The sequence below is a fragment of the Streptomyces sp. NPDC088733 genome (assembly GCF_044751185.1).
Lineage (GTDB): Bacteria > Actinomycetota > Actinomycetes > Streptomycetales > Streptomycetaceae > Actinacidiphila.
In genome coordinates, this window is sequence record NZ_JBIVLH010000024.1 from 101109 (window position 1) to 126164 (window position 25056).

22 protein-coding genes are annotated in these 25056 nt (G+C 73.2%); 13 read left to right on the top strand and 9 right to left on the bottom strand.

From position 1 onward, the window contains the following. Window positions 1–59: 59 nt before the first annotated feature. A complete protein-coding gene (locus tag ACIP64_RS32780; protein ID WP_401593937.1) occupies window positions 60–1286 on the top strand; it encodes a glycosyltransferase in 1227 nt (408 codons plus the stop codon). Here the strand turns inward: ACIP64_RS32780 and ACIP64_RS32785 are convergent. Next, window positions 1259–2374, bottom strand: coding sequence for a glycosyltransferase (locus ACIP64_RS32785; protein WP_401593940.1), 1116 nt, complete (start codon window positions 2372–2374; stop codon window positions 1259–1261). The two genes, ACIP64_RS32780 and ACIP64_RS32785, sit on opposite strands and share 28 nt — an antisense overlap. A 349-nt stretch (window positions 2375–2723) precedes the next feature. Between ACIP64_RS32785 and ACIP64_RS32790 the strand changes: the two genes are divergently transcribed. The 4 genes from ACIP64_RS32790 (at window position 2724) to ACIP64_RS32805 (ending at window position 7461) form a co-directional block, all read left to right on the top strand. Continuing rightward, complete coding sequence (locus ACIP64_RS32790) at window positions 2724–3263, top strand: DUF6643 family protein (protein ID WP_401593943.1); 540 nt, start codon at window positions 2724–2726, stop codon at window positions 3261–3263. 67 nt (window positions 3264–3330) lie between these two features. After that, the gene (locus ACIP64_RS32795) at window positions 3331–4167 is read left to right on the top strand and encodes an MOSC domain-containing protein (protein WP_401593946.1); all 837 of its coding nucleotides are present in this window, start codon (window positions 3331–3333) and stop codon (window positions 4165–4167) included. A 138-nt stretch (window positions 4168–4305) separates the two neighbouring features. After that, window positions 4306–4911, top strand: coding sequence for a hypothetical protein (locus ACIP64_RS32800; protein WP_401593948.1), 606 nt, complete (start codon window positions 4306–4308; stop codon window positions 4909–4911). A gap of 111 nt (window positions 4912–5022) precedes the next feature. After that, on the top strand, window positions 5023–7461 hold the full coding sequence (locus tag ACIP64_RS32805) for a right-handed parallel beta-helix repeat-containing protein (protein ID WP_401593951.1): 2439 nt from the start codon (window positions 5023–5025) through the stop codon (window positions 7459–7461). Here ACIP64_RS32805 and ACIP64_RS32810 read toward each other — a convergent pair. After that, window positions 7431–9737 (bottom strand): hypothetical protein, encoded by a 2307-nt coding sequence (locus ACIP64_RS32810; RefSeq protein WP_401593954.1) that lies wholly within the window; start codon window positions 9735–9737, stop codon window positions 7431–7433. The genes ACIP64_RS32805 and ACIP64_RS32810 overlap by 31 nt on opposite strands. Before the next feature lie 282 nt (window positions 9738–10019). On the opposite strand from ACIP64_RS32810, the gene ACIP64_RS32815 reads away from it, so the two are divergent. Then, entirely contained in the window at window positions 10020–10889 is an 870-nt protein-coding gene (locus ACIP64_RS32815; protein WP_401593957.1) for a DeoR/GlpR family DNA-binding transcription regulator, read from the top strand. Window positions 10890–10928: 39 nt separating this feature from the next. On the opposite strand, the gene ACIP64_RS32820 is transcribed toward ACIP64_RS32815, so the two are convergent. The 3 genes from ACIP64_RS32820 to ACIP64_RS32830 all read right to left on the bottom strand — a co-directional run bounded on the left by ACIP64_RS32820 (window position 10929) and on the right by ACIP64_RS32830 (window position 14864). Then, complete coding sequence (locus ACIP64_RS32820) at window positions 10929–12095, bottom strand: hypothetical protein (protein ID WP_401593959.1); 1167 nt, start codon at window positions 12093–12095, stop codon at window positions 10929–10931. Between the two features lie 136 nt (window positions 12096–12231). Beyond that, window positions 12232–13611 carry a hypothetical protein gene (locus ACIP64_RS32825; RefSeq protein ID WP_401593961.1) on the bottom strand — a complete coding sequence of 460 codons (1380 nt, stop codon included), beginning with the start codon at window positions 13609–13611 and terminating at the stop codon, window positions 12232–12234. Between the two features lie 92 nt (window positions 13612–13703). After that, window positions 13704–14864 carry a PLP-dependent cysteine synthase family protein gene (locus ACIP64_RS32830; RefSeq protein ID WP_401593964.1) on the bottom strand — a complete coding sequence of 387 codons (1161 nt, stop codon included), beginning with the start codon at window positions 14862–14864 and terminating at the stop codon, window positions 13704–13706. Window positions 14865–14966: 102 nt separating this feature from the next. On the opposite strand from ACIP64_RS32830, the gene ACIP64_RS32835 reads away from it, so the two are divergent. Together ACIP64_RS32835 and ACIP64_RS32840 are read left to right on the top strand one after the other, a co-directional pair. Continuing rightward, window positions 14967–15278: a hypothetical protein gene (locus ACIP64_RS32835; RefSeq protein ID WP_401593967.1), complete on the top strand. Its 312-nt coding sequence runs from the start codon at window positions 14967–14969 to the stop codon at window positions 15276–15278. Between the two features lie 192 nt (window positions 15279–15470). Further along, on the top strand, window positions 15471–16022 hold the full coding sequence (locus tag ACIP64_RS32840; RefSeq protein ID WP_401593969.1) for an ATP-binding protein: 552 nt from the start codon (window positions 15471–15473) through the stop codon (window positions 16020–16022). Window positions 16023–16089: 67 nt separating this feature from the next. Here ACIP64_RS32840 and ACIP64_RS32845 read toward each other — a convergent pair whose 3' ends face one another. From ACIP64_RS32845 to ACIP64_RS32855, 3 genes are read right to left on the bottom strand one after another with little or no spacing between them, the layout of a single operon-like run. Continuing rightward, on the bottom strand, window positions 16090–18654 hold the full coding sequence (locus ACIP64_RS32845; protein WP_401593972.1) for an ABC transporter permease: 2565 nt from the start codon (window positions 18652–18654) through the stop codon (window positions 16090–16092). Then, window positions 18651–19421, bottom strand: coding sequence for an ABC transporter ATP-binding protein (locus ACIP64_RS32850; RefSeq protein WP_401593975.1), 771 nt, complete (start codon window positions 19419–19421; stop codon window positions 18651–18653). The genes ACIP64_RS32845 and ACIP64_RS32850 overlap by 4 nt, the downstream gene beginning before the upstream one ends. Further along, window positions 19418–19729 (bottom strand): SHOCT domain-containing protein, encoded by a 312-nt coding sequence (locus ACIP64_RS32855; protein ID WP_401593977.1) that lies wholly within the window; start codon window positions 19727–19729, stop codon window positions 19418–19420. The genes ACIP64_RS32850 and ACIP64_RS32855 overlap by 4 nt, the downstream gene beginning before the upstream one ends. A 148-nt stretch (window positions 19730–19877) precedes the next feature. Between ACIP64_RS32855 and ACIP64_RS32860 the strand changes: the two genes are divergently transcribed. After that, window positions 19878–20774 carry a DUF2797 domain-containing protein gene (locus tag ACIP64_RS32860; protein ID WP_401593980.1) on the top strand — a complete coding sequence of 299 codons (897 nt, stop codon included), beginning with the start codon at window positions 19878–19880 and terminating at the stop codon, window positions 20772–20774. 17 nt (window positions 20775–20791) lie between these two features. On the opposite strand, the gene ACIP64_RS32865 is transcribed toward ACIP64_RS32860, so the two are convergent. After that, complete coding sequence (locus ACIP64_RS32865; RefSeq protein WP_401593983.1) at window positions 20792–22015, bottom strand: ROK family protein; 1224 nt, start codon at window positions 22013–22015, stop codon at window positions 20792–20794. 17 nt (window positions 22016–22032) lie between these two features. Between ACIP64_RS32865 and ACIP64_RS32870 the strand changes: the two genes are divergently transcribed. The 4 genes from ACIP64_RS32870 (at window position 22033) to ACIP64_RS32885 (ending at window position 25034) form a co-directional block, all read left to right on the top strand. Further along, window positions 22033–23277 carry an MFS transporter gene (locus tag ACIP64_RS32870; RefSeq protein ID WP_401593986.1) on the top strand — a complete coding sequence of 415 codons (1245 nt, stop codon included), beginning with the start codon at window positions 22033–22035 and terminating at the stop codon, window positions 23275–23277. A gap of 81 nt (window positions 23278–23358) precedes the next feature. After that, a complete protein-coding gene (locus ACIP64_RS32875; RefSeq protein WP_401593988.1) occupies window positions 23359–23715 on the top strand; it encodes an SCO4225 family membrane protein in 357 nt (118 codons plus the stop codon). A 47-nt stretch (window positions 23716–23762) separates the two neighbouring features. Next, a complete protein-coding gene (locus ACIP64_RS32880) occupies window positions 23763–24509 on the top strand; it encodes a maleylpyruvate isomerase family mycothiol-dependent enzyme (protein ID WP_401593991.1) in 747 nt (248 codons plus the stop codon). Between the two features lie 57 nt (window positions 24510–24566). Beyond that, on the top strand, window positions 24567–25034 hold the full coding sequence (locus ACIP64_RS32885) for a DUF4442 domain-containing protein (RefSeq protein WP_401593993.1): 468 nt from the start codon (window positions 24567–24569) through the stop codon (window positions 25032–25034). The last annotated feature ends 22 nt before the right edge of the window (window positions 25035–25056 follow it).

Consider the following 25056-nt stretch of genomic DNA (forward strand, 5'->3'; position numbering starts at 1 on the left):
CGTCTGTCCGGCGGCCGTGCCGCCCTGCCGCCCGCCGGGTTCCGGGGTGCGCCGGGGAAATGCCGCGCAGGCGGGGGCCGTGGCGGCAGACTGCCGGGGTGACATGGCTGACGTGGGCGACCGTGGTGTCGCTGCTGGCATGGCTCTGGCTGCTGCTGGCGCAGGGGATGTTCTGGCGAACCGACGTACGGCTGCCCCCGCCCCCTGCGGCGGACGCCGGCGGGCCCGAGGCGTGGCCTGACGTGGCCGTCGTCGTACCGGCACGCGACGAGGCCGGCGTGCTGCCGCTCAGCCTGCCCAGTGTGCTGGCGCAGCGGTATCCGGGCCGCGCCGAAGTGGTGCTCGTGGACGACGGCAGTACGGACGGCACAGGGGCGCTGGCACGGCGGCTGGCGGAGGAGAGCGGCGGACTGCCGCTGCGGGTGGTCACGCCCGGGCCGCCGCCGCACGGGTGGACGGGCAAGCTGTGGGCGGTCCGGCACGGCATCGAGGTGGCCGGGCAGTCCGCCGTGGCACCGGAGTTCCTGCTGCTCACGGACGCCGACATCGCCCATGCCCCGGATTCGCTGCGGCACTTGACGGCCGCGGCGCGGGCCCATGGGCTCGACATGGTGTCGCAGATGGCGCGGCTGCGAGTGGCCGCCCCCTGGGAGCGGCTGATCGTGCCCGCCTTCGTCTACTTCTTCGCCCAGCTGTATCCGTTCCGCCGGGTCAACCGCGACCGGTCAAGGACGGCGGCGGCGGCCGGCGGCTGCGTGCTGATCCGCCGCTCGGCCGTCGAGCGGGCCGGTGTCCCGGAGTCCATCCGGCACGCCGTGATCGACGACGTGGCGCTGGCCAGGGCGGTGAAGGGCAGCGGCGGCCGGATCTGGCTCGGCCTGGCCGACGGGGTCGACAGCGTCCGCCCCTACCCCGGGTTGTCCGAGCTGTGGCGGATGGTCTCGCGGAGCGCGTACGCCCAACTGCGGCACAGCGTCGCCCTGCTCGCGGGCACGGTGCTGGGGCTGCTGCTGATCTACGTCCTGCCCCCGGTCGCCGCCGTCGGCGGGGCAGTTGCGGGAGCCTGGTGGCTGTGTGCCGCGGGAGCCGCGGCATGGGCGGTGATGTGCGGCACCTATGTGCCGATGGTGCGCTACTACCGGCAGCCGCTGTGGCTCGTCCCGCTGCTGCCGTTCACCGCGGTGGTCTATCTGCTGATGACGGTCGACTCCGCCGTGCAGCACTACCGCGGCCGCGGAGCGGCATGGAAAGGCCGCACCTATGCGCGGCCGGACGCCTCGGCGTAGGCGACGGCAAGGCGGGCGCCGACCGCGGCCGTGCCGAACCGGCGCAAGGTGCGGTCGGCGAGGGCCGCCGGCTGGTGCCGGGGCAGTGCCGCGGCGGCCTCCACCAGAGCGTGCGCGAAGGCCGCGGGGTCGCCGGGGGGTACGAGGAATCCCCCGTCGTGGCCGACGAGTTCGGGCAGGGCACCGGTCCGCGTGCCCACCACCAGGGTGCCGCAGCCCAGCGCGTCCAGGGCCCGCAGGCAGAAACTCTCGGCATCGCCGGCGACGGCGTACAGATCGGCATGGGCGACCGCGTGCAGCGCCTCGGCACGTCCGCGCGCCCGGCGCACGGTGACGGCGGAGTCGACCCCGCACCGCCGCAGCAGGCCGCGCAGCTCGGTGGGAACCTCGGCATGCCCCTCCGCGATGATGTCCAGCCGCAGCCGGGGGTCCTTCAACCGGGCGGCGGCGAAGGCGTGGACGAGCGTCTCCCATCCCTCGCGCGGCCCGAAGCCCCCCGTGGCGGCCACCCGCACCGGGTCCTGGCTGATCCGCGCACGGGCCGGGACGCGGGGCAGGGTGTCGGGGCCGACGGGGTGCGGCACGACGCGGTGGCGCCCCGGCATCCGCTGCTCGCCGAGGCGCAGCAGCAGAGCGTCGCTGACCGCGAGCACCGAGGCGGCCTCGCGGTAGGCGCGGGCCCGCCCGCGGCGCAGGCGCGAAGGGCTCTCGAACCAGCGCACGTCGTCCTCGCTGAGCACGTACGGCAGCCCCACGGCGCGCGCGACCCACGGCAAGAGGTCGTCGGCGCCGGGGACATGACCGTGCAGGACGTCGACGCGGCCGCACTCGGCCGTCTCGTGACGCAGCACGTCCCCGATCCGCCCGACAGTGACGCGACGGGCGGCGAGACCGCCGGGCGGAAGGGCCACCTGGTAGTGGTGGGGCCGCTCCGGATCGCGGCCGGCGTAGGGGAGCCCGGGCACGGCGGGAAGGGTCAGCTCCCGGACCGCGACCACGTCCACGACCTCGGCGACGGAGGCCGCGGCCTTGTGCCACTCCTCCGGCCTGGCCGGACGTGCCTGCCCGAAGAACATGGCGACGCGCATGGCCCACTGTGGCACACCGGGCCCGGGGCCCGGGGGAGTTCGCCGGAGTCATCCCAAGGGCTTGACAGCTCCCCCGTGCGGGTGAGCTGTTGGATCGAATGAGTGGCCGTTCCGTCACACAGGGCAATGGGCGGAAACGCTTCCGGAAATGCCGCGGAGGGTCGCCCGCTCTGCCGCACGGACGACCGGTAACACCCCAGGCCCAGGGCTTTTACGCGATCGAAACGGCGACCGCGGCCCGATTTTCTCCCTTTCGATCACAATCGGCTTCGCTGGTCACTCACTGCACATGAAATGACCCGCTAATCGGTCTCCCCAACCAGCACATCGTGGGCTTAACTTATGGGCTATGACCTCCCCCCGCGGTTCTTACGGCGGTGGCTACTACACGTCGCCGTTCTTTCCCGACACGCCCATCTACGACAGTCTTGTCGCGGAGCGGGGCACCCCCCAGATCGCGCCGATCCGCGTTCCGTCGGCCTACGACGTCGGCAGCAGCGTCGGCAGCAATCTCCCGGCCCTGCCCGCGGCGCCCCTCGCGCTGCCCGCCGGACCGTCCTCGTACAACCAGGCCCCGAGCGCGCCGCCCCAGAGCACGTACTCGGGCTACCAGGCGCCCGGCGGCTACCAGCAGCAGCCCCCGCTGCAGCAGGCGCCCGCCCCCTACATCCCGCAGCAGGCCACCGCTCCGCGGCCCGCCGCGTTCAACGGTGGCTACCAGCAGCAGCCGCCGGCCCCTCAGCAGTACCAGGGCCCGGCCGGCTACGAGCAGGCCCGTCCGGTCGCGCCGCGCCCCGTGCCCCCGCGCCAGATGGCGCCGGGCGGCTACGACGAGCAGCAGCCCTACCAGCAGCGCCGCAACCTCGGCCAGGGGTACTACCCGGGCTGACCGGGACGCCGGACGGCCGGTTCCCCGCCGACGGGTGGGTGACCGCGCCGGCTGGCACGATGGCGGCATGACGACGCCGACGCCGCCACCACGCCTGAGCGCACTGCACGTGTACCCGGTCAAGTCGACCGGGGGCGTGCCGCTGTCCTGGGCGACGGTGGAGCCGTGGGGGCTCGCCGGGGACCGTCGGTGGATGCTCGTGGACGCTGCGGGGAAGTTCGTCACGCAGCGGGAGCAGCCCCGGCTGGCCCTGGCACGCGCGGAGTCGCTGCCGCAGGGCGGGTTGCTGCTGCACGCCCCGGGGCAGGACCCGTTGACCGTGGACGTGCCCGACCCGGGGGCGACCGCGCCGGTGACGATCTGGCGCGACAAGGTGGAGGCCGTGGCCGCGGGGGCCGCTGCCGCCGCCTGGTTCGGCGCTTACCTGGGCATGGAGGTCACCCTTGTCCATCTCGACGACCCGGCCCGGCGGCGCCCGCTCGACCCGGACTTCGCCCGCCCCGGGGAAACGGTGAGTTTCGCGGACGGGTTTCCGCTGCTGCTGACCACCGAGGCGTCGCTGGACGCCCTCAACACGCTGATAGCCGCGGGCGATCACGCGAACGAGGGGCCGGTCCCGATGAACCGATTCCGCCCCAACGCCGTCCTTGCGGGTACCGAGGCATGGGCGGAGGACACATGGCGGCGTATCCGTATCGGGGAAGTCGAATTCCGTGTCGCGAAACCGTGCGGGCGCTGTGTGGTCACCACAACGGACCAGCGGACCGCGAAGCGCGGCAAGGAACCCCTGCGGACGCTCGCCCGGCACCGCAGGGCCCCCACGGGCCTGCTGTTCGGACAGAATGTCGTACCCCTCGGAACCGGAACACTCCGGGTCGGCGACGCGTTGACCATCATGGAGTGATGCGCGTCACGTACCCGTGGCGTGGTCCGGGCGTCCGAACGGACGGACCGAGCGTGGGATGGCTCTCTCCGGCCGGTTCGGTGCCACACATGTCCCGTGCCGTGTGCGGCACTTGGACGGTGAAGGGGGTGCGTTGCGATGGCCGTGAGCATGCTGGCATGGCGCTGGCGGCGTAATCCGCTGCGCCGCCGGTCGGATGTCTTCGAGTCCTGGGCGGCGCTCGCCTCCGCGTGCGTGATCGCACTGGGCGCGCCCGCCGCCGGCTGGGCCGCGGGAGCCGCCGTCGGCAGCACCTTGAGGGACACCGTGCGCAGCGAGCGTGCGCAGCGCACCCAGCTCCCGGCGGTGGTGCTCAGGGCCGGTCCCCGCGCGGTGTCCGACAGCGACCCGGAGTCCGGCCAGGTGCGCGAGGAGCGCCGCCCCGCCGTCGTCCGCTGGACCGCCGCCGACGGCCGGGCCCGCACCGCGCACGTCCTGATCGCGGCCGACCGCGGCAAGGGCGACCGGATCACCCTGTGGACCGACCGGGCCGGGCGGGCGCCGGCTCCGGCCCCGCTGGACGCCGGCACCGCCGACACCCACGCGACGCTCGCCGGGATCGGCACCTTCATCGCCGCCTGCGTTCTGGGGCTCATGGCACGCCAGGCACTCCTGTGGCACCTGATGCGACGACGCCTGGTGGAGTGGGAGCGCGAGTGGGCCGCCGCCGGACAGAGCTGGGGACGGGCCGGCGCCGGCGGCTGACATATCCGGCAGGTGATCCATCTCCATCTCGGTGCTGACGGGCACCCGGCGCACGCTACCGTGGAGGCCCCCAGGTCGGCGCAGCGCAAGAGGACGGGGCACAGCATCTCCATGGCACAAGGCGTGGTTCAGGTGACGCATACCAGCAGCTCACGGTGGCGCCGCCGCACGGGAGAGTACGAGAGCCTGGCCGCCGCCCTGGAAGCGGCCGCCGACGGTGACGTGCTGTCGATCAACCCCGGCACCTACCGGGAAAACCTCGTCGTGGAGAAGGCCATAACGCTGCGCGGAGCCGAGGGCGCCGGGTCGGTGCGCATCGCCCCGCCCTCGGGGGTCGCGCTCACCGTGTGTGCGTCGGCGACGGTCCAGGACCTGTCCGTCGAGGGCCAGGACATCTCCGCCGCCGCCCTGCTGATCGAGGGCTCCGCCACTCCCGAACTGTCCGGACTGCGCGTCAGCACCCGCTCCGCCGTGGGCATAGAGGTCCGCGGCGGCGCACGGCCCACCGTGCGCCGCTGCACCGTGGACAACCCCGCCGGGCTCGGCATCAGCGTCCTGGAGGCGGCCTCGGGCGGCCTCTTCGAGGACTGCGAGGTCGTCGCGGCCGGGCAGAGCGGCGTCTCGGTGCGCGGAGGGGCCTCCCCCCGCCTGGAGCGCTGCAGAATCCGCAACACCTCGGGCGCCGGGCTGGCGCTGACCGGTGAGGGGACCACCGCCGAGGCGATCGGGTGCGAGATCTACGAGGTCAAGGGCACGGGCGTGCAGGTCGCCTCCCGCGCGGCCGGGCACCTCACGGACTGCCAGGTGCACCGCACCACGGGCGACGGCATCACGCTGGACACCGACGCCGTGCTGACCCTCTCCGACTGCGACATCCACGACATCCCCGAGAACGCCATCGACCTGCGCTCGCGCTCGGTGCTCACGCTCACCCGCACCACGGTGCGCCGCTTCGGCCGCAACGGCCTGTCCGTCTGGGACCCCGGCACCCGCGCCGACGCCAACCAGTGCGAGATCCACGACAGTCAGGGCGACTACCCGGCGGTCTGGGTCAGCGACGGCGCCGCGGCCGTCCTCGAGTCCTGCCGCGTCCACGACGTGCCCGACGCGCTGTTCGTCCTGGACCGGGGCTCGCGCGCCGACGTCGTCGACAGCGACATCACCCAGGTCCGCAACACGGCCGTCTCGGTCAGCGACGGCGCCACCGTGCAACTGGACGACTGCCGCATCCGCGAGGCCTCCACCGGCGCCTGGTTCCGTGACCACGGCAGCGGCGGCACCCTCTCCGGCTGCACCATCGACGACACCGCCACGGGCGTCATCGTCACCAAGGGCGCCGACCCCTCCATCGACCGATGTGTCGTCACCAACCCCGCCGAGGCGGGCTTCTACGTCTCCGCCGGAGGGCGCGGCACCTTCACCGGGTGCCGCGTCACGGGCAGCCGCGGCTACGGCTTCCACATCATCGACGGGTGCCGCTCCGTCCTCACCCGCTGCCGCACCGAGCGTTGCGCACGCGGCGGTTACGAGTTCGCCGAGCCCGGCCCCGTCACCGAGGACTGCACGGGCGACCAGAGCGGCGAACTCGGCACCCCCGCCGAGACCACCCCCTCGGCCGGCTCGCCCGCCGCCGAACGGCAGCCCGCGACGCAGTCCTTCGGGCTGCTGGGCGGTGTGCCGGTGCAGCCCACCTTCACCACGCCCGCGTCCTCGGCGCCCGCGCCGCCGGCTCCCGACAGCCGGCCCTCGGAGGAGGTGCTGAGCGAACTCGACGCCCTGGTCGGCCTGGACAGCGTCAAGCGCGAGGTGCGCTCGCTCATCGACCTGATCGCCGTGGGCCGCCGCCGCCAGAAGGCCGGGCTCAAGGCACCCTCCCCGCGCCGGCATCTGGTCTTCACCGGCTCCCCCGGCACCGGCAAGACCACTGTCGCCCGTCTCTACGGGGAGATCCTGGCGGCGCTCGGCGTCCTGGAGCGCGGGCACCTGGTCGAGGTCGCCCGTGTCGACCTGGTCGGCGAACACATCGGCTCCACCGCGATCCGCACGCAGGAGGCCTTCGACCGGGCACGCGGCGGCGTGCTGTTCATCGACGAGGCCTATGCGCTGGCTCCCGAGGACTCCGGGCGCGACTTCGGGCGCGAGGCGATCGACACCCTGGTCAAGCTGATGGAGGACCACCGGGACGCCGTGGTGGTGATCGTGGCCGGCTACACGGCGGAGATGGAGCACTTCCTGTCCGCCAACCCGGGTGTCGCCTCCCGCTTCTCCCGCACCATCACCTTCGACGACTACACGCCCGTCGAACTCCTGCGCATCGTGCAGGCGCAGGCCGAGGAACACGAGTACCAGCTCGCCGACGACGCCGCCGAGGCGCTGTACAAGTACTTCACCGCCATCCCCAAGGGCCCGGCGTTCGGCAACGGACGCACCGCCCGGCAGACCTTCGAGGCCATGGTGGAACGCCACGCCGGCCGTCTCGCCCAGGTGAGCGAGCCGAGCCACGAGGAACTCCAGCTGCTCTACCCCGAGGATCTGCCGCCGCTGCCCTGAGCCTGCGCGGGCACCACCTCCTTCTGATGCTCGGAGACCCACGTGAGCAGGGCGCCGCGCTCCGCGGCGAAGGCGGGATCGGCCTGGTAGTCGAAGTGCGTCAGCAGCGGTGCGGGCAGCGGATGTTGCTCCGTACGCCCGTACGCCGCCGGGTCCGCCAGCGGCCCGCGGTCCACCGGCGGCCCGGGGTCGTCCAGGTGCACCGGGCCGCCGATCGGGTCGGTGCTGCGCCACAGGTTCCGCCACGCCTGGAGGTCTCGGTGGAGCGCGGCCAGTGCCTCGGGGCCGAAGTACGCGGGGAACCACCGCCCGTACAGCCGTGACAGGGGCGAGCCGTACGTCAGCAGGGCTATCCGCCCTCTGGTCGCCGGATCGAGCTGCCACACCGCGGCCGCGGCCAGCACGCTGCCCTGGGAGTGCCCGGAGAGGATGATCGGGCCGCGGTGCGCCTCGGTCCAGGTCGTCATGCGCCAGGTGAGGTCGGGGACGGCCCGCTCGGCGTAGCAGGGCGGGGAAAAGGGGTGCGCCGCGCGTGGCCAGAAGGTGCCGACGTCCCACAGGATGCCGATCGTGCGGCGTGCCCCCGCGTCGCGATAGGCCCTGCGGCCCAGCGCGATCAGGGCGACCACACCGGCGCCCACCAGCCAGGAGCCCAGGGCCTGGGCGGTCTGCGCCGCCGTGCGCACCATGTCCGGGGCGCCGTGGCTCGCCTGGCCCGGGACCGCGTCGCTCAGCCACGCCCCGGCGAGCGCGCCCGCGCCGAGCAGGAAGGACACCGCTCCGGTGACCCCGATGAAGACCGATGCCTGATCGGTGAGTTCGGCCCGGGCCCGGGCCGTCGCGATCTGCCGGGTGCGCGCCGCCTCGTGCTCCTCGCCCGGGTAGTCCGCTTCGACGCGGGGCATCAACTCCCGCACGCGGTGCCACAGACGACGTGCGGTCAGCACGACGACCAAGGCCAGCACGAGGAGCAGCACGGGGATGACAGCCGCCTGCCAGGACAGCACCACCGGGGGCCCGGCGACGGTGCTGCCCGCGGCGCCGGGCATCCCGCCCCGGTCGAGCCAGTCCGCCACGCGCTGGGCGATGCCCCCGCTGAGCACCCCGCCGAGCGCGCAGGCCAGCAGTGCCACAACGGGGCCCGCGAGCCCGCTCAGTTCCCCCTGCCCGCCTCCGGCCCGGTGCATCCGGTGGGAGACCGTGCCGAGGACCGCCAGCAGCAGCATCTGGAGCAGCGCCAGCCAGGCGAAGGCGTCCCCGACGGGGAGTCTGCCGGTGGAGATCCAGCCCGGGCGGTGCCAGCAGGCGTACAGGGCCGCGGTGAGGACCGCGGCGGCCGTGCCGCCCAGCATCGCCCGGGCCAGCCGCGGGTCCAGCGCCTCGTCCGGCGCGTGCTCACTGCGGCCCATCCCGCAGGTCACCGCGACCACGGCCACCGTCAGCCCGGCCAGGCCCCCGGTGAGCAGCCATCCCAGGGAGGCGAGGACCGGGCCGCCCCGCGGTGCCATGTCGTGCTGGAGGGCGGGCACCACGAGCGCGACCGCGACCGTCAGTAGTCCCGCCGCGGTGTGCGCGGCCCGCAACCGGGCCACCAGCCGCCGCCCGTACCAGAAGCCGCGCCGGGACAGCGGGGTGACGTCGGCATCCGCCGGCGGCGCCTGGGCCGTCGGCGGGAGCGGCAGCGGGCGCTGGGACTCGTACGCGTACCAGGTGTGCCGGGAGAGCCACCAGAGCAGGAGTGTGAGGCCGACCGGCAGCGCGGCACCCGCCGCGACGCGCCGCCCCGGCTCACCGCCCGCGAGGAAGGACAGCCAGCTCTTCCCGCCCACGCACGCCGCGTTGCCCGCGCACTGCCAGGCCACCAGGTCCATCGCGACCTCGCAGGCCGCGGCCACGAGCAGCACGGTCAGCGTGAGCGCGAGCAGCCGCATGAGCACGTCGTAGGCCCGGTCCAGCCGGCCGTGGTCGACCGGTGGGCGCATCCAGTGGGCGAGATTGACGACCATGAAGGGGAGCAGCAGCAGCCACAGGGCGCGACTGCCGTCCCCCGAGGTCAGATTGCACCAGGAGTAGGCATCGGGGACCGGGGCGTCCCTGTAGTCGCCCGGACGGCTCTCGGCGTCGGCGTCGTCGGCGCGGCGGTAGATCCCGGCGGTGTCGTCACCGCAGACCCGCGTGATCCGCGGGTCGTTGAGCATCGTCTGCGGCGTCGTGCCCCCGACACCGTGCACCAGCAGTTCGAGCGAGAGCTCGGCTTTTACCGCATCCGACCGCATCGCGATCGCCTCCCCGTATTTTCACGTACTTTCCCGTACTTTCCCCGTTATGCGTGTACGGCAACGCGCGTACTCAGAATCGGGCACGCGTACGCGAATTGGACAGGGGTATGTCCCGATCCCACCCGATCGAGTTACGCGCGTTGTGTGTGTGACCCGTCACGCCGAGCCACTCGCCCCCACGTACCGGTGCGCGGGCGTGGAAGGATGGCGAGTCCGCCGGTGCCCGGACAGGCCGGGTGCGGACGGCGTGGGACCTCGGAGGATGGGACGGGACCTGGGGTGAGCGACAACCAGAACCTGCTCGCGGAACAGCGGCGCGCGCTGATCCTGGACGAGGTCCGGCGGCGCGGCGGGGTCCGGGTCAACGAACTGACCCGGAGACTCAACGTCTCCGACATGACCGTCCGCCGCGATCTCGACGCGCTCGCCCGCCAGGGCGTGGTGGAGAAGGTGCACGGCGGCGCCGTCCCCGTCGCGCCCGCCAGCAGCCACGAGCCCGGCTTCGAGGTCAAGGCCGGACTGGAGCTCGGGGCCAAGGAGGCCATCGCGCGCGCGGCGGCCCGGCTGGTCGTGCCCGGCAGCGCGATCGCGCTCTCCGGCGGTACGACCACGTACGCACTGGCCCATCATCTGCTCGACGTGCCCGACCTCACCGTCGTCACCAACTCGGTGCGCGTCGCGGACGTCTTCCACTCCGCGTCCCGGGGCACCGGGACGGCAGGGGGCACCCGCGAGGGCGCCGCGACGGTCGTGCTCACCGGAGGCGTGCGCACGCCCTCCGACTCACTGGTCGGCCCGGTGGCCGACCAGGCGATCGGCTCGCTCCACTTCGACCTGCTCTTCCTCGGGGTGCACGGCATCTCCGTCGAGGCCGGCCTGTCGACGCCCAATCTCGCCGAGGCCGAGACCAACCGGCGCTTCGTGCGCTCCGCGCGCCGCGTGGTGGTGATCGCCGACCACACCAAGTGGGGCACGGTGGGCCTGAGCTCGTTCGCCACCCTTGAGGACGTGAACACCCTGGTCACCGACGCGGGCATCCCCGAGGTGCTGCGCGCCGAGATCTCGGAGCATCTCTCGCACCTGATCGTGGCCGGGGAGCCGGAGGGTGCCGATCGCCCCGCGACGGACGGTCACGGCGACAGCGCCTGACGGACGGTCGACCGACGATCGGCTGCCTTCCGTGCCGCCTCAGGTCCGGGAGGTGCTCAGGCAGCCCTCTTCCTGGCCCGCATTGATGTCCCTGCTGCGGTCGTAGGGGTCGACGGGCTCGCCGGTCCCGCGCCCGCCGGAGCCGGCGCCGGCGCGGGCATCCGAGGCGAACAACGGGTGCAGGAAGCCGTCGTCCACAAAACAGGCGGAGTTGGACAGTTCCTGGTTGTACTCGGCGATGTACAGCTTCCCCTTGGTGACCTGGAACCGCGTGGGGTCCGGCACCTTGAAGTCGATCACGCGCCGCACGATGGTCCGGGCGACCTCGCGTGAACCGCCCTCGGCCTTCACCAGCGGATAGACGAAGGTGTAGTCGGCGTGGAGCGCCAGTTCCCGGTCCTCGCCCTCCCGGAAGGTCATGCGGCCGCGGGTCCGCACGGCGTCCTCCACGACCCGCACCTCCGAAGGATCGAAGCGGGTGGCGATCCACAGCGGGTCGTGCTTCTTGTCCGGCTTCTTGAAGGCCTGGGCGTACAGCGAGTGAATGGACGTCTGTCGCGGATCGACGGCCGCGAGCGCGGCCGCGGGACGTGCCCCCCGCAGGGTGGCCGGGTCGACATTGGCGCTGACCAGAAAGGCCTTCGCCTGCTCCAGTGACGCCGCGACCTGCTCGCTCGTCATCCAGCCGACCGCCTTGGCCTTGGGGGGCACGATTCCCGCCGCACCGTGCGCATAGCGCTCGGCGGGGGAACCCGCGAACGGCTCGTCGAGCGTCGCCGCGCCCACCACCGGCCGTTCGGACGGCGGGGCGGTGGGGCGGGCGGTCTCAGGCGGCAGCGGTCCCAGGCCGGAGGAGTCCGACCCGCCACCGCGCAGCCACGACAGCGCGGCGCCCGGGTTGAGCAGGACGAGCAGCACGGCCACCGCGACCAGGACGCCGAGGATGCCGAGTCCCCTGCGCCGCCTGGGCCTGCGCACTTCCTCCGTGAACGGATCGGGACCGGCACGCCACGCCTCGGGCTGCGCCTGCCGCGCGGCGGACTTCGCGCCGCGGCCACGGCGCTTGGCCTCCCGTGCGACCAGGGCGTCCTGCTGGCGCAGCCGCTCGGTGACCATCCGGGCCCGGGCGGACGGCTCCTTGGGCGCGGAAGCCCTGATGGACGCCTCCGTGTCACCGACGAACCGGTCCCACACGTCATCGGGCACGGAGGGTATGTCGTCAGGATTCGGAGGGGAGGCGTTCACCGGTGCTCGTCCAAACAAAAGAAGCCGAAAAGGTCAGAACTTTTTATCGACGAACACACGTTCCCCACAAGCGCCGACGATGATGTTCGCCCAGGCTTCACCTGTACTCCGCCAGTCGCGGACGGACACCCGCCACGACGAGCACCGCGGCGAGTCCCAGCGCCCCCAGCGGGATCGCGGGCCAGCCGTCCAGCTCCGCATGGGCCTGCGAGGTGCGGGTGACGAAGTCGGCCTGCTGCGCCTGCGTGAGCCGCTCCAAGGTGGTGGCGAAGTCCCAGAAGTCAAAGCCGACAGTGTTGCCCCCGACATTGGTCAGGACTTCCACGGCACGGGGGAGCTCGTTGCCGGCCATCAGGTTCCGCAGTTCCTTGTCGTCCGCCCGGAAGTGGCCGTACCGCGTGAAGACGTCGGTATAGGCGGGCCGTTCCGCGGCCGAGGCGTACGTGCCGGGTGCCAGCAGCCCGTCCAGGTTCTTCAAGAGGGAGTCCAGTTCGGTGCGCCGCACGGGATCGGCGTCGTTGACCACCCAGCGGCTCTGCGCGGCGGCCGACTCGGCCGCGACGGCCCGCGCCTCGGCCAGCCGGGACCAGGGCCGGAGCCCGTCCGACACACCTGCCTCCAGGTCGTCGGCGGCGGACGTGAAGGACACCACCCCGGCGAGGGCCACGGCCAGGGCCGCCGCGGTGGCGACCACGAGCGCCGGGTTGAACAGACGGCGGTGGCGGCGGGCCAGATCGCGCTGCCACCACAGCAGGATCAGCACGGTGAGCAGTCCCAACCCGCCGACGGTGAGCGCGGAGCGCAACGCCGCGTCCTTGGCCGCCCGTGCGGCGTCCCCGGCCTTCTCGTCGTAGGCCTTCGCCAACGCGGCCGCTTCGGGAAGCAGCTGACTGTGCATGATCTCGCCCGCCTCGGCGGAGAAGTCCAGGGCGTCCCGCGGAGGGTGGCCGGCCTGGCGATCGGGCTGCCTCTCGTCCAGGTACGCGGCACGACCGCTGGCGTCGTCGTAGCGGCCGAGCGCGTTCAGGAGGTCGCGCACCTGGTTCGCGTGCGTGTCGTCGCCACCGAGCTGCCGCAGCAGGTCGCTGATCTCGGCGCGGCGCTCATGGGCGGTGATGAGTGCGACCAAGCGGTTGCCGACCACGGCCTCCTTGTCGTTGGGGTCGAAGCCGGGCACCAGCTGGTTGGCCCGCTGCGCGTCCAGGTCGGCCAGGCAGAAGCGCAGTTCGGCGGCTGCGGACGCACGCTGCGCCGAGGCGTCGCGCAACTGCTCCGCGTCGGACCGCACGGCGAGGGCTCCGACCACCGTGGCCACGCAGAGCGCGACGAGCGCGGCCAGCGACACGCAGGCCTGCACCACCAGTCGCACCGGAGGGGGCATACGACGACGGCCGTCGCGGGTGGCCACCGCGGGAACCGCCCCGGGGGCGGAGGACGCCGGGACGACCGCCGGAGGTGCCGCCTGAGAGATCGTCATACACGGAAACTAAGAGCGCACGGGGAAGGGAATACGGAACTCCGGCGGCGCCCAGGTGACCACGACGTCACAGAACGGAACGGACGTAAGCCTCAGCCCCGCCAGACGCCCGTGGCGAGGAACGCTTCCATGGTGGCGGAGTACGGCGCGATGTCGAGCCCCTGTTCGGCCAACCACGCGTCGGAATAGTACTTGTCCAGGTACCGGTCGCCCGGATCGCAGATAAGGGTGACGACGCTGCCCGTGCGGTGGGCGGCGACCATCTCTGAAACGATCTTGAAGGCGCTCCACAGTCCGGTCCCGGTCGAACCGCCCGCCTTGCGTCCGATGGCCGCCGCCAGGGTGCGCACCGCCGCGACCGACGCGGCGTCCGGCACCTTCATCATCCGGTCGACGGCACCCGGAACGAAACTTGGCTCCACCCTGGGGCGGCCGATGCCCTCGATGCGCGAACCGCGTTCACAGGCAACGGAGTCGTCGCCGCTCACCCAGCCGTCGAAGAAGACCGAGTTCTCGGGGTCGGCGACGCACACAAGGGTGTCCAGTTGCATGTAGTGGACGTACCGCGCGATGGTCGCGGAGGTGCCACCGGTACCCGCCGTGGCCACGATCCAGGCCGGGCAGGGGTTCCGTTCCATCCGCAGTTGCTGGTAGATCGACTCCGCGATGTTGTTGTTGCCGCGCCAGTCCGTGGCGCGTTCGGCGTAGGTGAACTGGTCCATGTAGTGGCCGCCGGTCTCCTGCGCCAGGCGGGCGGACACCTCGTACACCGTGCGCGGATCGTCGACCAGGTGGCACTGCCCGCCGTGGAACTCGATGAGCCGCTGCTTCTCCCAGCTCGTGGTGCGCGGGATGACCGCGATGAAGGGCACCCCGATCAGTGCCGCGAAGTACGCCTCCGACACGGCCGTGGAACCGCTGGACGCCTCGATGACCGGCTTGCCCGGCCGGATCCAGCCGTTGCACAGGCCGTAGAGGAACAGGGAGCGGGCGAGCCGGTGCTTGAGGCTGCCCGTCGGGTGGGTCGACTCGTCCTTGAGGTACAGATCGATGCCCCACGCCTCGGGAAGCGGGAAGCGCAGCAGGTGCGTGTCGGCGGAGCGGTTGGCGTCGGCCTGCACCTTGCGCACGGCGTCTTTCAGCCAGGCCCGGTACGCGGGATCGGTGCGGTCCACGTCCAGCGTGGACGTCGGTGGCACGGCCGCTCCCTTGCCCGCGCCCGTCCCGTCGTCGCCCTGCTCGATGGTGCTCACCCGCTCGCCTTCCTTCCGTCCTGTGGTGCCGATCATAGGCAGCCCCTGGTGCGCGGCAGCCCGGGCCGGGCAGACTGCCTTCGGACCGAGGAGGGGATCACCGTGGCCGAGGCGGAGTTCACCGCGACAGGAGTGCGCATCGGACGGCGCCTGCGCTCGCTGACCCGCGGCGGTCAGGTCCTGATCCGCGACGGCCGGCTGGTGCTGCTCACCAGCCGCGGCCGGGAGATCGACAGCGCCCCGGTGGAGGACGTGCGGGCCCTGACCACGCGCTTCGCCGTGAAGCGGCGGACCCTGGCCAGACTCAACGGGACCGGATACCTGCTCACTCTGCGCCAGCAGGGCGCCACTTCGGCCGGCCGCTTCATGGAAGCGCTGCACACGGCCCGACAAAAGGTCACCAACCGGCACTGACCCGGAACGGAATGGGACTCTCCGCGTACACGGAGTTGCGGACCGCATCCATCGGGGTGACCCTGTAGGGGCATCACGGAGTCACTGCAGCAGTCACTCACAGCAATCCCGCAAAGGTGTTCCCATTCCATGCGGGGCGGGGCACGGCCCCGGTCAAAGGGGCCGCGCTCTCCCGCGGAGGGAGTCGCAGCCGTGATCAGCACCGAAGGAAACCACCGGCAGTGCGCTCTGGAGCTGGAGGCACTGCCATCCCGGATCCAGCAGGTCCGCCGTATCGTGGCCGCCCAGCTGCGGTACTGGCGGTTGCATCCCCTGATAGACCCCACCTTGGTGGGTATCACCGAACTGCTCGCGAACGTCCACCGGCACGCCCGGCCGGACAAGCGCTGTTCCGTCGAGCTGAGCTTTGCGTCGGGGTGGCTCACCGTCGCCGTATCGGACAACGATCCGCGCCTGCCGCGCGTCCGTGACTTCGAACCGCTGGCCACCTGTGGCCGCGGCCTGGCCATGGTCGTCTCGATGAGTGACAGCTGGGGGACCGAGTCGCTGCCCGGCGGCGGCAAGGTGGTGTGGTTCACCCTGCGCGCGGAGACCACGGTCCCGGCGCGGCAGCACGCCGAGCCGACGGCGATGGCCGCACGCAAGCTCTCGCCGCGTGCGGAGACCGCCCTGCCGGAGCCGTCCGAGGACTGGACCCCCGAGGCCGGGCGCGAGGCCGCGGACGCCGTACCGCTGCTGGTGTGACCCACGCGGCCGCCGCACCCCGGGTGGGGCACGGCGGCCGTGGACCACGAGGTCGTCGCCCGCGGAGTCACTCCGCGGCGATGGCCCGGAGCACGTCCAGGCGGGCGGCCCGGCGGGCCGGGCGCCAGCCGGCCAGGACGCCGGCCACCAGCCCGACCAGCAGGACGACGGCGAGCTGCACCGGGGGCACCGCAAAAGCCCCGGTGCCGGCGCTGTCCGAGGCCCGCACCAGGGCCCAGCCGAGGAAGGCGCCGAGGGCCAGTCCGCCCGCGGTGCCGAAGGCCGCGACGAGCACGCTCTCCCAGCGCACCATGGCGCGCAGTTGTGCCCGCGTCTGGCCCACCGCCCGCAACAGCCCGAGTTCACGGGTGCGTTCGTGGACGGCGAGGGTGAGCGTGTTGGCGATGCCGAGCAGGGCGATCAGCACGGCCAGCGCCAGCAGGGCGTAGACCAGGGTGAGCATGATGTCGACGCCCGAGGCGGCGGAGTCCGCGTACTCCGCTCGGGTCTGCACCCGCGGGTTGCCGTAGCGGCCGGCGACCTTCGCGACCGCGGCCTTGCCCTCGTCCGTGGTGACGCCGCCCTTGAAGGCGACCGCGACGAGGTCGTCGGAATCCTGCACCTTGTGCGGCGCCCAGGCGGCGCGCGTGACGACGTAGTCGCCGGTGAGCCCTGTCTCCTGGTAGACCGCGCGCACGGTGAACGTCTGCCGGTCGCCGTCGGCGAACGTGAGCACCGTGGTGCTGCCCCGTGTCCAGCCGCGCCTGTCGGCCTCGTGGCGGGAGACCGCGATGCCGTCGCGTCCCAGGGCACCGAGCGAGCCGTCGACGGCGCCGAGGTCGAGGACGCGGGAGAGAGCGCCCGGGTCGGTGACGGTCAGCCGCCGCCCACCGCCGTCGACTTCGGCGACACCTTTGCCGAGCCCGACCGCGGTCGCCACTTCGGGGAGCGCGGCCACCGCCGGGGCGAGACCCGGGCTCAGACCGTTGGCCCCGGCTCCGAAGCCGGACGCCGTCACCGCGACATCGCCCGCGAAGGTGCGGGAAACGGTCTGGTCCGTGGTCGCCTTGAGCGAGGCGCCGAACACGGTGAAGAGCGACACCACCGCGACGCCGATCATGAGCGCGGTCGCCGTGGCCGCAGTGCGCCTCGGGCTGCGCAAGGCGTTGCGGCGTGCCAGCGCACCCGTCACACCCCTCAGCCGGGCCACTGGCGCTCCCAGGACCCGTACGGCGTAGGAGGAGGCGACGGGGCCGAGCACCACGAACGCCACGGCGACCGAGGCCGCGCCCGCCGCCGTGAGCCACACGTTCGGATCCGTCGCCCCCGCGACCGTCAGGGCGGCACCGGCGGCGCCGAGCAGTGCGCCCAGCGCGGCCCGGCCCCGCACAGCGCCTGAGTGGTCCGCCTCGGTCTCCCGCAGTGCCGCGAGCGGGGCGGTGCGACCCGCGCGGACGGCCGGCACCACTGCCGAGCCGGCGCAGACGACCAGCCCGACGGCGAACGGCACGGCCAGCGCGGCGGCGTGGACGACCAGCCCTCCGTCGGGGAACGGGAAGCCGACGGCGGGGAACAGCGCCTGAAGTCCGGCGGCGATGCCGATACCCCCGAGCAGCCCTGCCAGGGAGGAGACACAGGCAACGGCGACGGCTTCCGTGAGCGTCGCGCCGACCACCTGGCGGCGGGAGGCCCCGAGCGCCCTCAGGAGGGCGTTCTCGCGGGTGCGCTGGGCCACGACGATCGCGAAGGTGTTGTGGATGCTGAAGGTCGCCACCAGGAGCGCGATGCCGGCGAACACCGTGAGCAGCGTGGTGAACAGCGACAGGAAGCGGCCGGAGACCTGGTCGAGGTTCTCGTCGGTCGCCTGCTGTCCCGTGATGGCCTCCACGCCGGCGGGCAGTATGCGCGTCACCCGGTCGGCGAGCTGCCGCTGACCGACCCCCGGTCCGGCACGGACCTTGATGGCGGACGCCTTGCCGGGCCCGGGCATCAGATACCGCTCGGCGTCGGCCCGGGAGAGACCGGTGAAGGTGGTCTGCCCCATCCCGTCCTCACCGCCGAACGTCACCAGGCCCACGATCTTCACCCGAACGGGGTCCGGTGTGCGCAGCACCGTGGTGTCTCCGACGTGCAGGCCGCCCGTCCTGGCGGCTCCGCGGTTGACCACGGCCTCCCCGGCCGTCCTGGGGGCCCTGCCCTCGACCATGGCGTACGGGTTGAGTTCCGGGTCGTCGATCCAGTTCCCGGCGAGGGTGGGCGGGCCCTGCCCTCCGATCGGCTCCCCGTCGCCGCCGATCAGCTGTCCCGCGCCCTCGATGTCCGGGGCGGCGGCGGCCACGCCGGGTACGCCGAGCAGCCGTGCGGCGAGGGACGTGTCGACGGGCTCTCGTGTCCCCAGTCCCTCTCCCGCGACGGTCACGACGTCCGCACTGCGCACGACGACGGAGACACCCGTGTTGGCATTCGCGAACAAAACGCCGAAACTCGCCCTCAGGGTGTCGCCCATGACCATGGTGCCCGCGAGGAAGGCGACGCCGAGGAACACCGCCGCGAAGGTGCCCGCGAAGCGCCGTTTGTTCGCCCGCAAGGACGACAGACTCAGGCGCAGCGAAGCGCGCGCGGAACCGCTCACGACCCCGCTCCCTGGGCCATGGGCAGGCGGGAATCCGTGCCCCTGGTGCCGTCGAAGGCCTTCATCCGGTCCAGGACCTTCTGCGAGGTGGGGTCGGGCATCCGGTCCACCAGGCGTCCGTCCGCGAGGAAGACCGCCTCGTCGGCGTGGCCTGCGGCGACCGGGTCGTGGGTGACCATGACGACCGTGCGGCCCATCTCGTGCACGGCGCGGCCCAGCAGCCGCAGCACCTCCTCCCCGGAGCCCGAGTCGAGGTTCCCGGTCGGCTCGTCGGCGAACACCACGTCAGGGCGGCCGGCCAGCGCCCTGGCGAGGGCGACCCGCTGCTGCTGGCCTCCGGAGAGCTCGGCAGGGCGGTGGCGCAGCCGGTCACCCAGGCCCACGACGTCGATGAGTGCGTCCACCCAGGCGCGGTCGGGCCGGGCACCTGCCAGGTCCAGCGGGAGCGTGATGTTCTCCGCGACGTCGAGCGTCGGCACGAGGTTGAACGCCTGGAAGACGAAGCCGATCCGTTCGCGGCGCAGCAGCGTCAACTGCCGGTCGCCCAGGGTGCCGAGTTCCGTGTCGCCGATGAAGGCGCTGCCGGAGCTGAGGGTGTCGAGTCCCGCCGCGCAGTGCATGAGCGTGGACTTGCCGGATCCGGACGGCCCCATGATCGCGGTGAAGCGCCCCGCGGGGAAGTCGACGGTGACGCCGTCGAGCGCCCGGACCCGGGCGTCGCCCGAGCCGTAGAGCTTGACCGCGTCGACGACGCGGGCGGCGGTCATCGGTCGCCGCCCTTGGCGCCGCGGCCGAACTGCTCGTCCAGGACGGACAGACGGCGCCAGTACTCGTCCTCGTCGATCTCGCCTGAGGCGAACCGGCGCCCCAGGATCGCGATGGGCGAGTGCTCGGTGAGTGCGGCACGGGTGTGCCAGGGGCCGCTCCCGCGCCCGGACGTGCGCCAGAGGGTATGGCGCAGCAGGATGACGCCCGCGATGACGGCGGCCCAGATCAGCGGGAAGAACAGGATCCAGGGGCCGGGGCCGCCGCCGTCCCAGTGGTCGGCGAGCGGGATCAGTGCGGTGGTGTCCATGCGGACTCATCTCCTTGGTGACGGCGGATCGTGTGCCGTCACCGAGCCTGGTCGCCGGGGGCCGCCGGGTCGTCGTACGGCCAGCGGCACCGCGGCTACCCCCTGTGGAGTACGCCGGCTGTCAGTGGCTGCGCCTAGCATGCGGATCATGTGGCGGTGCGCAGGTCTGCGATGGCGGTCCGACGGCCCGGCCTGGGCGTGGTGGCACCCCGGGCACGGCGACCGGAGCAGTCCGGTGCGCCTGGGCGAGCCGCTGGCCCTCGCCGTGGAACCGGACGCGGAACGGCTGTGCCTCGGGGTGCGGCGGTCCGGCCGGTGGACGCCCTGCCCGCGGGCGCGGACGCTGCCGCCGCAGGCCCGGCGCGACCAGTGCGAGGAGTGCGCGGCGCTGGACCGCTCGCGGTCGGTGGCCGCCGACACCCGGCTGGACGACCCGCGGCCCTACGCGCTGTATCTGGCCTGGTTCGGGCCCGGGTTGTGCAAGGTCGGCATCACCGCCGCCGAGCGCGGTACCGCCCGGTTGCTCGAACAGGCCGCCTTGTGCTTCTCGTTCCTCGGCCGGGGACCGCTGATCGCGGCCCGGCGCGCGGAGTCCGTGCTCGGCACGGCCCTGGGCGTACCCGACCGGGTGAGCACCTCCGCGAAGCGCGCCGCCCGTGACACGCCGTCACCGCCGGACGTACGGCACGCGGAGCTGCGCGCGGTGCGCGAGGCCGCTTTCGCCGTGCCCGACTGGTGCGACACGCTGGCGCCGTGCCCGTTCGAAGTGGTTGACCACGCCGCCGTGTTCGGGCTGGAGCCTCGTCCGCCGCGCGCCGCGACGGCGGTGTCCGGCCTCCGCCCCGGCACCGCCCTCGTCGGCACCGTGGAGGCGGTGGCGGGCGCCGACCTCTACGTCCGGCTGCCGGAAGGAGCCGCTGATGTGGTGCTCCTGGACGCCCACTTGGCCGCGGGCTGGCCCCTCACGGCCGCGGCCCAGGGCCTGCCCACCCCGCCGATGCGGCCGTTGAGCCGGACGGACGAGCCCCCTGAGCCGCTGTTCTGACCGCCGCTCCGGCGGGACTATACGCCGAGGGCCGTCAGCGGGTCGTCGAGGACCGGCTGCCAGGCCAGTTCCGCCGCGCCGACAAGGCTGTTGTGGTCCAGGGCGCAGGCGAGCACCGGCACGCTGCCGCTGCGTCCCCACAGGCTGCGGTCGGCGATGACGGCCCGCAGACGTTCGGGGTCGGCGTCGAGCAGCGAACGGTGGAGGCCGCCGAGCAGGATCCGGTCGGGGTTGAGGACGTTGACCAGTCCGGCCAGGCCCAGGCCCAGACGGTCGATCAGAACGTGCGCGGCCCGGCGGACGGCCGGGTCCTCGTACTCCTCACGGAGCAGCGTGACCGACTGCTCGAGGAGCGAGACCTCCGGTCCGGGAGCCCGGCCCGCCTCCTCCAGGAAGGCCAGCGGGTCGACCTCGACGTCGAGGCATCCCCGGCTGCCGCAATGGCAGGCGCGCCCTTCGGGGTTGACCGTGAGGTGACCGACCTCCAGGGCGAGCCCCGCACTGCCGGTGTGCAGTTTGCCGTGCAGCACCAGGGCGCCGCCGACACCGCGGTGGCCGGTGGCGACCACCAGCAGGTGCTCGGCGCCGCTCCCCGCACCATGGCGGTGCTCGGCGAGCGCGGCGACGTTGACGTCGTTGCCGACGAAGCACAGCGGCGGCGTGCCCGCCGGTGCCGTGATGCCGCCGCGGGCGACCTGCTCCCGGAAGATCTCCAGCACCGGCGCACCGGCCGGCCACTCCAGGTGCAGCGGGTTGAGCGCCGTGCCCTCGGGCTCGGCGACCGCCGAGGGCACGGCGAGGCCGGCCCCGACACAGACCCGCCCGTGCTCGCTCAACAGCCGTGCGCCGGCCGCGACCACGTCGGCGAGCACATGGGCGGGATCGGCGGGCACGGCCATGGTGACCGGCGCCGTCGCGACGATGTGACCGCCCAGCCCGACGAGCGCGGCCCGGAATCCGTCGGTGTGGATCTGCGCGGCGAGCACGACCGGGCCCTCGGGGTTGACCGCCAGGCGGTGCGAGGGACGTCCCTGGGCACCCACCGGGCCGCCCGGCCGGGTGTCGACCTGGATCAGCCGCAGCGCCTCGAGTTCGGAGGCGACGGCACCCGCCGTCGCCCGGGTCACGCCGAGTTCGGCGGTGAGCACGGCGCGGGTGGGCGCGCGTCCCGTGTGCACAAGCGCCAGCGCGGGACCGAGCGCGCCCCGGCCTCTCTCCAACCTTGTCCGAGTCTGGGTCACAGTCCTATTCTCACTTTGTGCCGAGCGTAAACAAAATACGGAGCGTACTCGCCGGGCAAGATCACATCCCCACCCCGGCCCCTCTTCGACGGCTGCGCATCGCGCTGACGGCCTTCTTCGCCCTCGACGGCTTCGTCTTCGCCGGCTGGGTGGTGCGCATCCCGGCGGTCAAGGAGCAGGTGGGCGCGTCCGCCGGGGCGCTCGGCCTCGCACTGCTCGGCGTGTCGGCGGGCGCCCTGGGAACGATGATCCCGAGCGGCCGGCTGTGCCGGCGCTTCGGCGCGGGCCCGGTCACGATCGCCACGGCCGTCGTTCTGTCACTGAGCGTGGCGCTGCCCCCGATGACCCACTCCCCTCTGGCCCTGGGCCTGGTGCTGCTGCTCCTCGGCGTGGGCTTCGGCGGCATGAATGTGGCGATGAACAGCCTCGCGGTCGACGTGGTGGCCGCGTTGCGGCGCCCCATCATGCCGGGTTTCCACGCGGCGTACAGCCTGGGCGGGTTGATCGGTGCCTCCGTGGGCGGCCCGCTGGCCACTCATCTGACGCCGACGCAGCACCTGTACGCGGTCGCGGCGTTCGGCCTGGCGGCAACGGCGCTCCTCGGGCGGGCACTGCTCGCGTACACCCCGGCGGGACCTGCGGAAACCCCCTCAGGCGCAACGGCGACGGGCACACGCGACACGCCCGGCGCGAAGGGATCTCGCGCGCGCACGGCGTGGCCGGTCGCGGTGTTCGGGCTGATCGCCCTCTGCACGGCCTACGGCGAGGGCGCGCTCGCCGAGTGGGGCCCGCTGCACCTTCAGGACGATCTGCACACCGGACCCGCCCTGGCCGCGGCGGGCTACGCCGCGGTGACGCTCGCCATGACGGTCGGCCGCCTGTCGGGAACGGCCCTGCTGATGCGCCTCGGACCGACGCGCGCGGTCGTCATGGGCGGGCTGACGGCCTGCGCCGGCATGCTGGTCGCGGCCCTCGCACCGGCGGTGTGGCTGGTGCTGACGGGGTTCGCGCTGACCGGCCTCGGCCTGGCCAACATCTTTCCCGTGGCGATCGCCCGGGCAGGCGCCCTGGGCGGGCCGAGCGGCGTGGCGACGGCCTCGACGCTGGGGTACGGCGGTTTCCTGCTGGGTCCGCCGGCGATCGGCTTCCTCACCGACGCCTTCGGCCTGCCCGTCGCGCTGACCACGGTCGCCGCGCTCGCCGCGACGGCCGCCGCCATCGCGGGCGCGGCGCGGCACCTCGCGGGATCCGACGGAAACTGACGCATCATCTCCACCCACGGGGCCGCCGGCAGAGCCATCGTGGTGGGCTCTGTGGATCGCGCGCAGCCGCCTGGAGGAGACATGTCGATTCCTCACCGGCTCCGGGCAGCGGCCCGGTCGGTGTACCGAGAGCGCCTCTCGCGCGTGTACTTGGGCCTGGTGGCCGCGGCTTTGGTGTTCCTGCTGGTCGACACGGCCTTCGTCTCGCACGAGGACGCGACGCTGTCCGGGGTCTGGCTCGTGCTGCTGACCCTGCCCTGGATGCCCATGTTCTGGCGGTTGCTCGCCGCCGCAGGCGGGCAGGACGCGGCCGACGCCGCGTACGGCTGGGGCGGCTGGTGGACCGCCGTCCTCGCCGCGCTGCTCGCGGCCGTGCTGAACGCCGTGGTGCTGGGGATCGTCGCACGGGCCAGGAAGCGACGTCCGCAGCCGCGCTGACCGTCGTGCGGAGCCCCGTTGTCCGACCCCGGTGCCACAATCGCGTCATGGAGACTGCCGAGTTCATCGAGACGCTCCGGCGGAACGGCACGCTGCTGGCGGACGCCGCCGAGCGTGCCGGTCTGGACGCCGCCGTGCCGCCGTGCCCGGACTGGCGGGTGCGCGACCTGGTCCGCCATCAGGGGACCGTGCACCGCTGGGCGACCCGGTTCGTCGCCGAGGGACGGATGCGGCCGGAGCCGATCACGGCCGAGACTCCGGCGGACGACCGGGAGTTGCTCGGCTGGTTCAGGGACGGGCACGAGCGGCTCGTGACCGCGCTGGAGACCGCCCCGCAGGACCTGGAGTGCTGGTACTTCCTGCGGGCCGATTCCCCGCTCGGCTTCTGGGCCCGGCGGCAGGCGCACGAGACGGCCGTGCACCGCGTCGACGCGGAGATCGCGGCGGGCCGCGCCCCCTCCCCCGTCGACCCCGCCTTCGCTGCCGACGGCATCGACGAGCTGCTGACGGGCTTCCACACGCGGCCGAAGAGCCGGGTACGTACCGAGGCCCCGGGGACGCTCCGGGTCCGCGCGGTCGACCTGCCGGAGGGGCGGGCGGACTGGCTGGCCCGCCTCTCCGCGGAACCCCTGGTGGTCGAGCAGGCGGGCGAGGGGGCCGCGGACTGCACGGTGAGCGGCACCGCCGCCGACCTGTATCTCGCCCTGTGGAACCGGGCTCCGTACGAGAAGCTCCAGGTCAGCGGCGACATTTCGCTGGTGGCGCTGTGGCGGCGCACGGGGGCCGTCACCTGACGGACGCCGGCAGGCGCCGCATTACCGACGAGTAACTTCGCGTGCTACCGTCACCCCATGGCACGACGCTCCCTCGCACCCGCGACCCTTCGCCGCGCGATCAACTGGTGGCCGCCCTACCTCTTCGCGGGCATCCGGGTGCTCGACATCGCCGACGACTGGAGTTCGGCCCGGGTGCGGCTGCGCCTGCACCGGTTCAACCGCAACTACGTGGGCACCCACTTCGGCGGCTCGCTCTTCTCGATGGCCGACCCGTTCTGGATGCTGCTGGCGATGAACCGCCTCGGCCGGGACTACCTGGTGTGGCACCGCGCCGCCGAGATCGACTTCGTCTCGCCCGGCCGCGGTGACGTGTTCGCCGACTTCAAGCTCACCGAGGACCGTCTGGACGAGATGCGCGCCCTCACCGCGGACGGCGACAAGGCGCTGATGTGGTTCGAGAACGACGTCGTCGCCGCCGACGGCACGACCGTCGCCAAGGTGCGCAAGCAGCTCTACGTGCGACGCAAGCCCGCCGCCCGCTGAACGCCCGGGAACCGCCCAGGCA

Bases quoted from the DNA above. Each gene is read 5' to 3' on its own strand.
- ACIP64_RS32780 (WP_401593937.1), top strand. From the start codon at position 60: ATGCCGCGCAGGCGGGGGCCGTGGCGGCAGACTGCCGGGGTGACATGG.
- ACIP64_RS32785 (WP_401593940.1), bottom strand. From the start codon at position 2,374: ATGCGCGTCGCCATGTTCTTCGGGCAGGCACGTCCGGCCAGGCCGGAG.
- ACIP64_RS32790 (WP_401593943.1), top strand. From the start codon at position 2,724: ATGACCTCCCCCCGCGGTTCTTACGGCGGTGGCTACTACACGTCGCCG.
- ACIP64_RS32795 (WP_401593946.1), top strand. From the start codon at position 3,331: ATGACGACGCCGACGCCGCCACCACGCCTGAGCGCACTGCACGTGTAC.
- ACIP64_RS32800 (WP_401593948.1), top strand. From the start codon at position 4,306: ATGGCCGTGAGCATGCTGGCATGGCGCTGGCGGCGTAATCCGCTGCGC.
- ACIP64_RS32805 (WP_401593951.1), top strand. From the start codon at position 5,023: ATGGCACAAGGCGTGGTTCAGGTGACGCATACCAGCAGCTCACGGTGG.
- ACIP64_RS32810 (WP_401593954.1), bottom strand. From the start codon at position 9,737: ATGCGGTCGGATGCGGTAAAAGCCGAGCTCTCGCTCGAACTGCTGGTG.
- ACIP64_RS32825 (WP_401593961.1), bottom strand. From the start codon at position 13,611: ATGACGATCTCTCAGGCGGCACCTCCGGCGGTCGTCCCGGCGTCCTCC.
- ACIP64_RS32850 (WP_401593975.1), bottom strand. From the start codon at position 19,421: ATGACCGCCGCCCGCGTCGTCGACGCGGTCAAGCTCTACGGCTCGGGC.
- ACIP64_RS32855 (WP_401593977.1), bottom strand. From the start codon at position 19,729: ATGGACACCACCGCACTGATCCCGCTCGCCGACCACTGGGACGGCGGC.
- ACIP64_RS32860 (WP_401593980.1), top strand. From the start codon at position 19,878: ATGTGGCGGTGCGCAGGTCTGCGATGGCGGTCCGACGGCCCGGCCTGG.
- ACIP64_RS32875 (WP_401593988.1), top strand. From the start codon at position 23,359: ATGTCGATTCCTCACCGGCTCCGGGCAGCGGCCCGGTCGGTGTACCGA.
- ACIP64_RS32880 (WP_401593991.1), top strand. From the start codon at position 23,763: ATGGAGACTGCCGAGTTCATCGAGACGCTCCGGCGGAACGGCACGCTG.
- ACIP64_RS32885 (WP_401593993.1), top strand. From the start codon at position 24,567: ATGGCACGACGCTCCCTCGCACCCGCGACCCTTCGCCGCGCGATCAAC.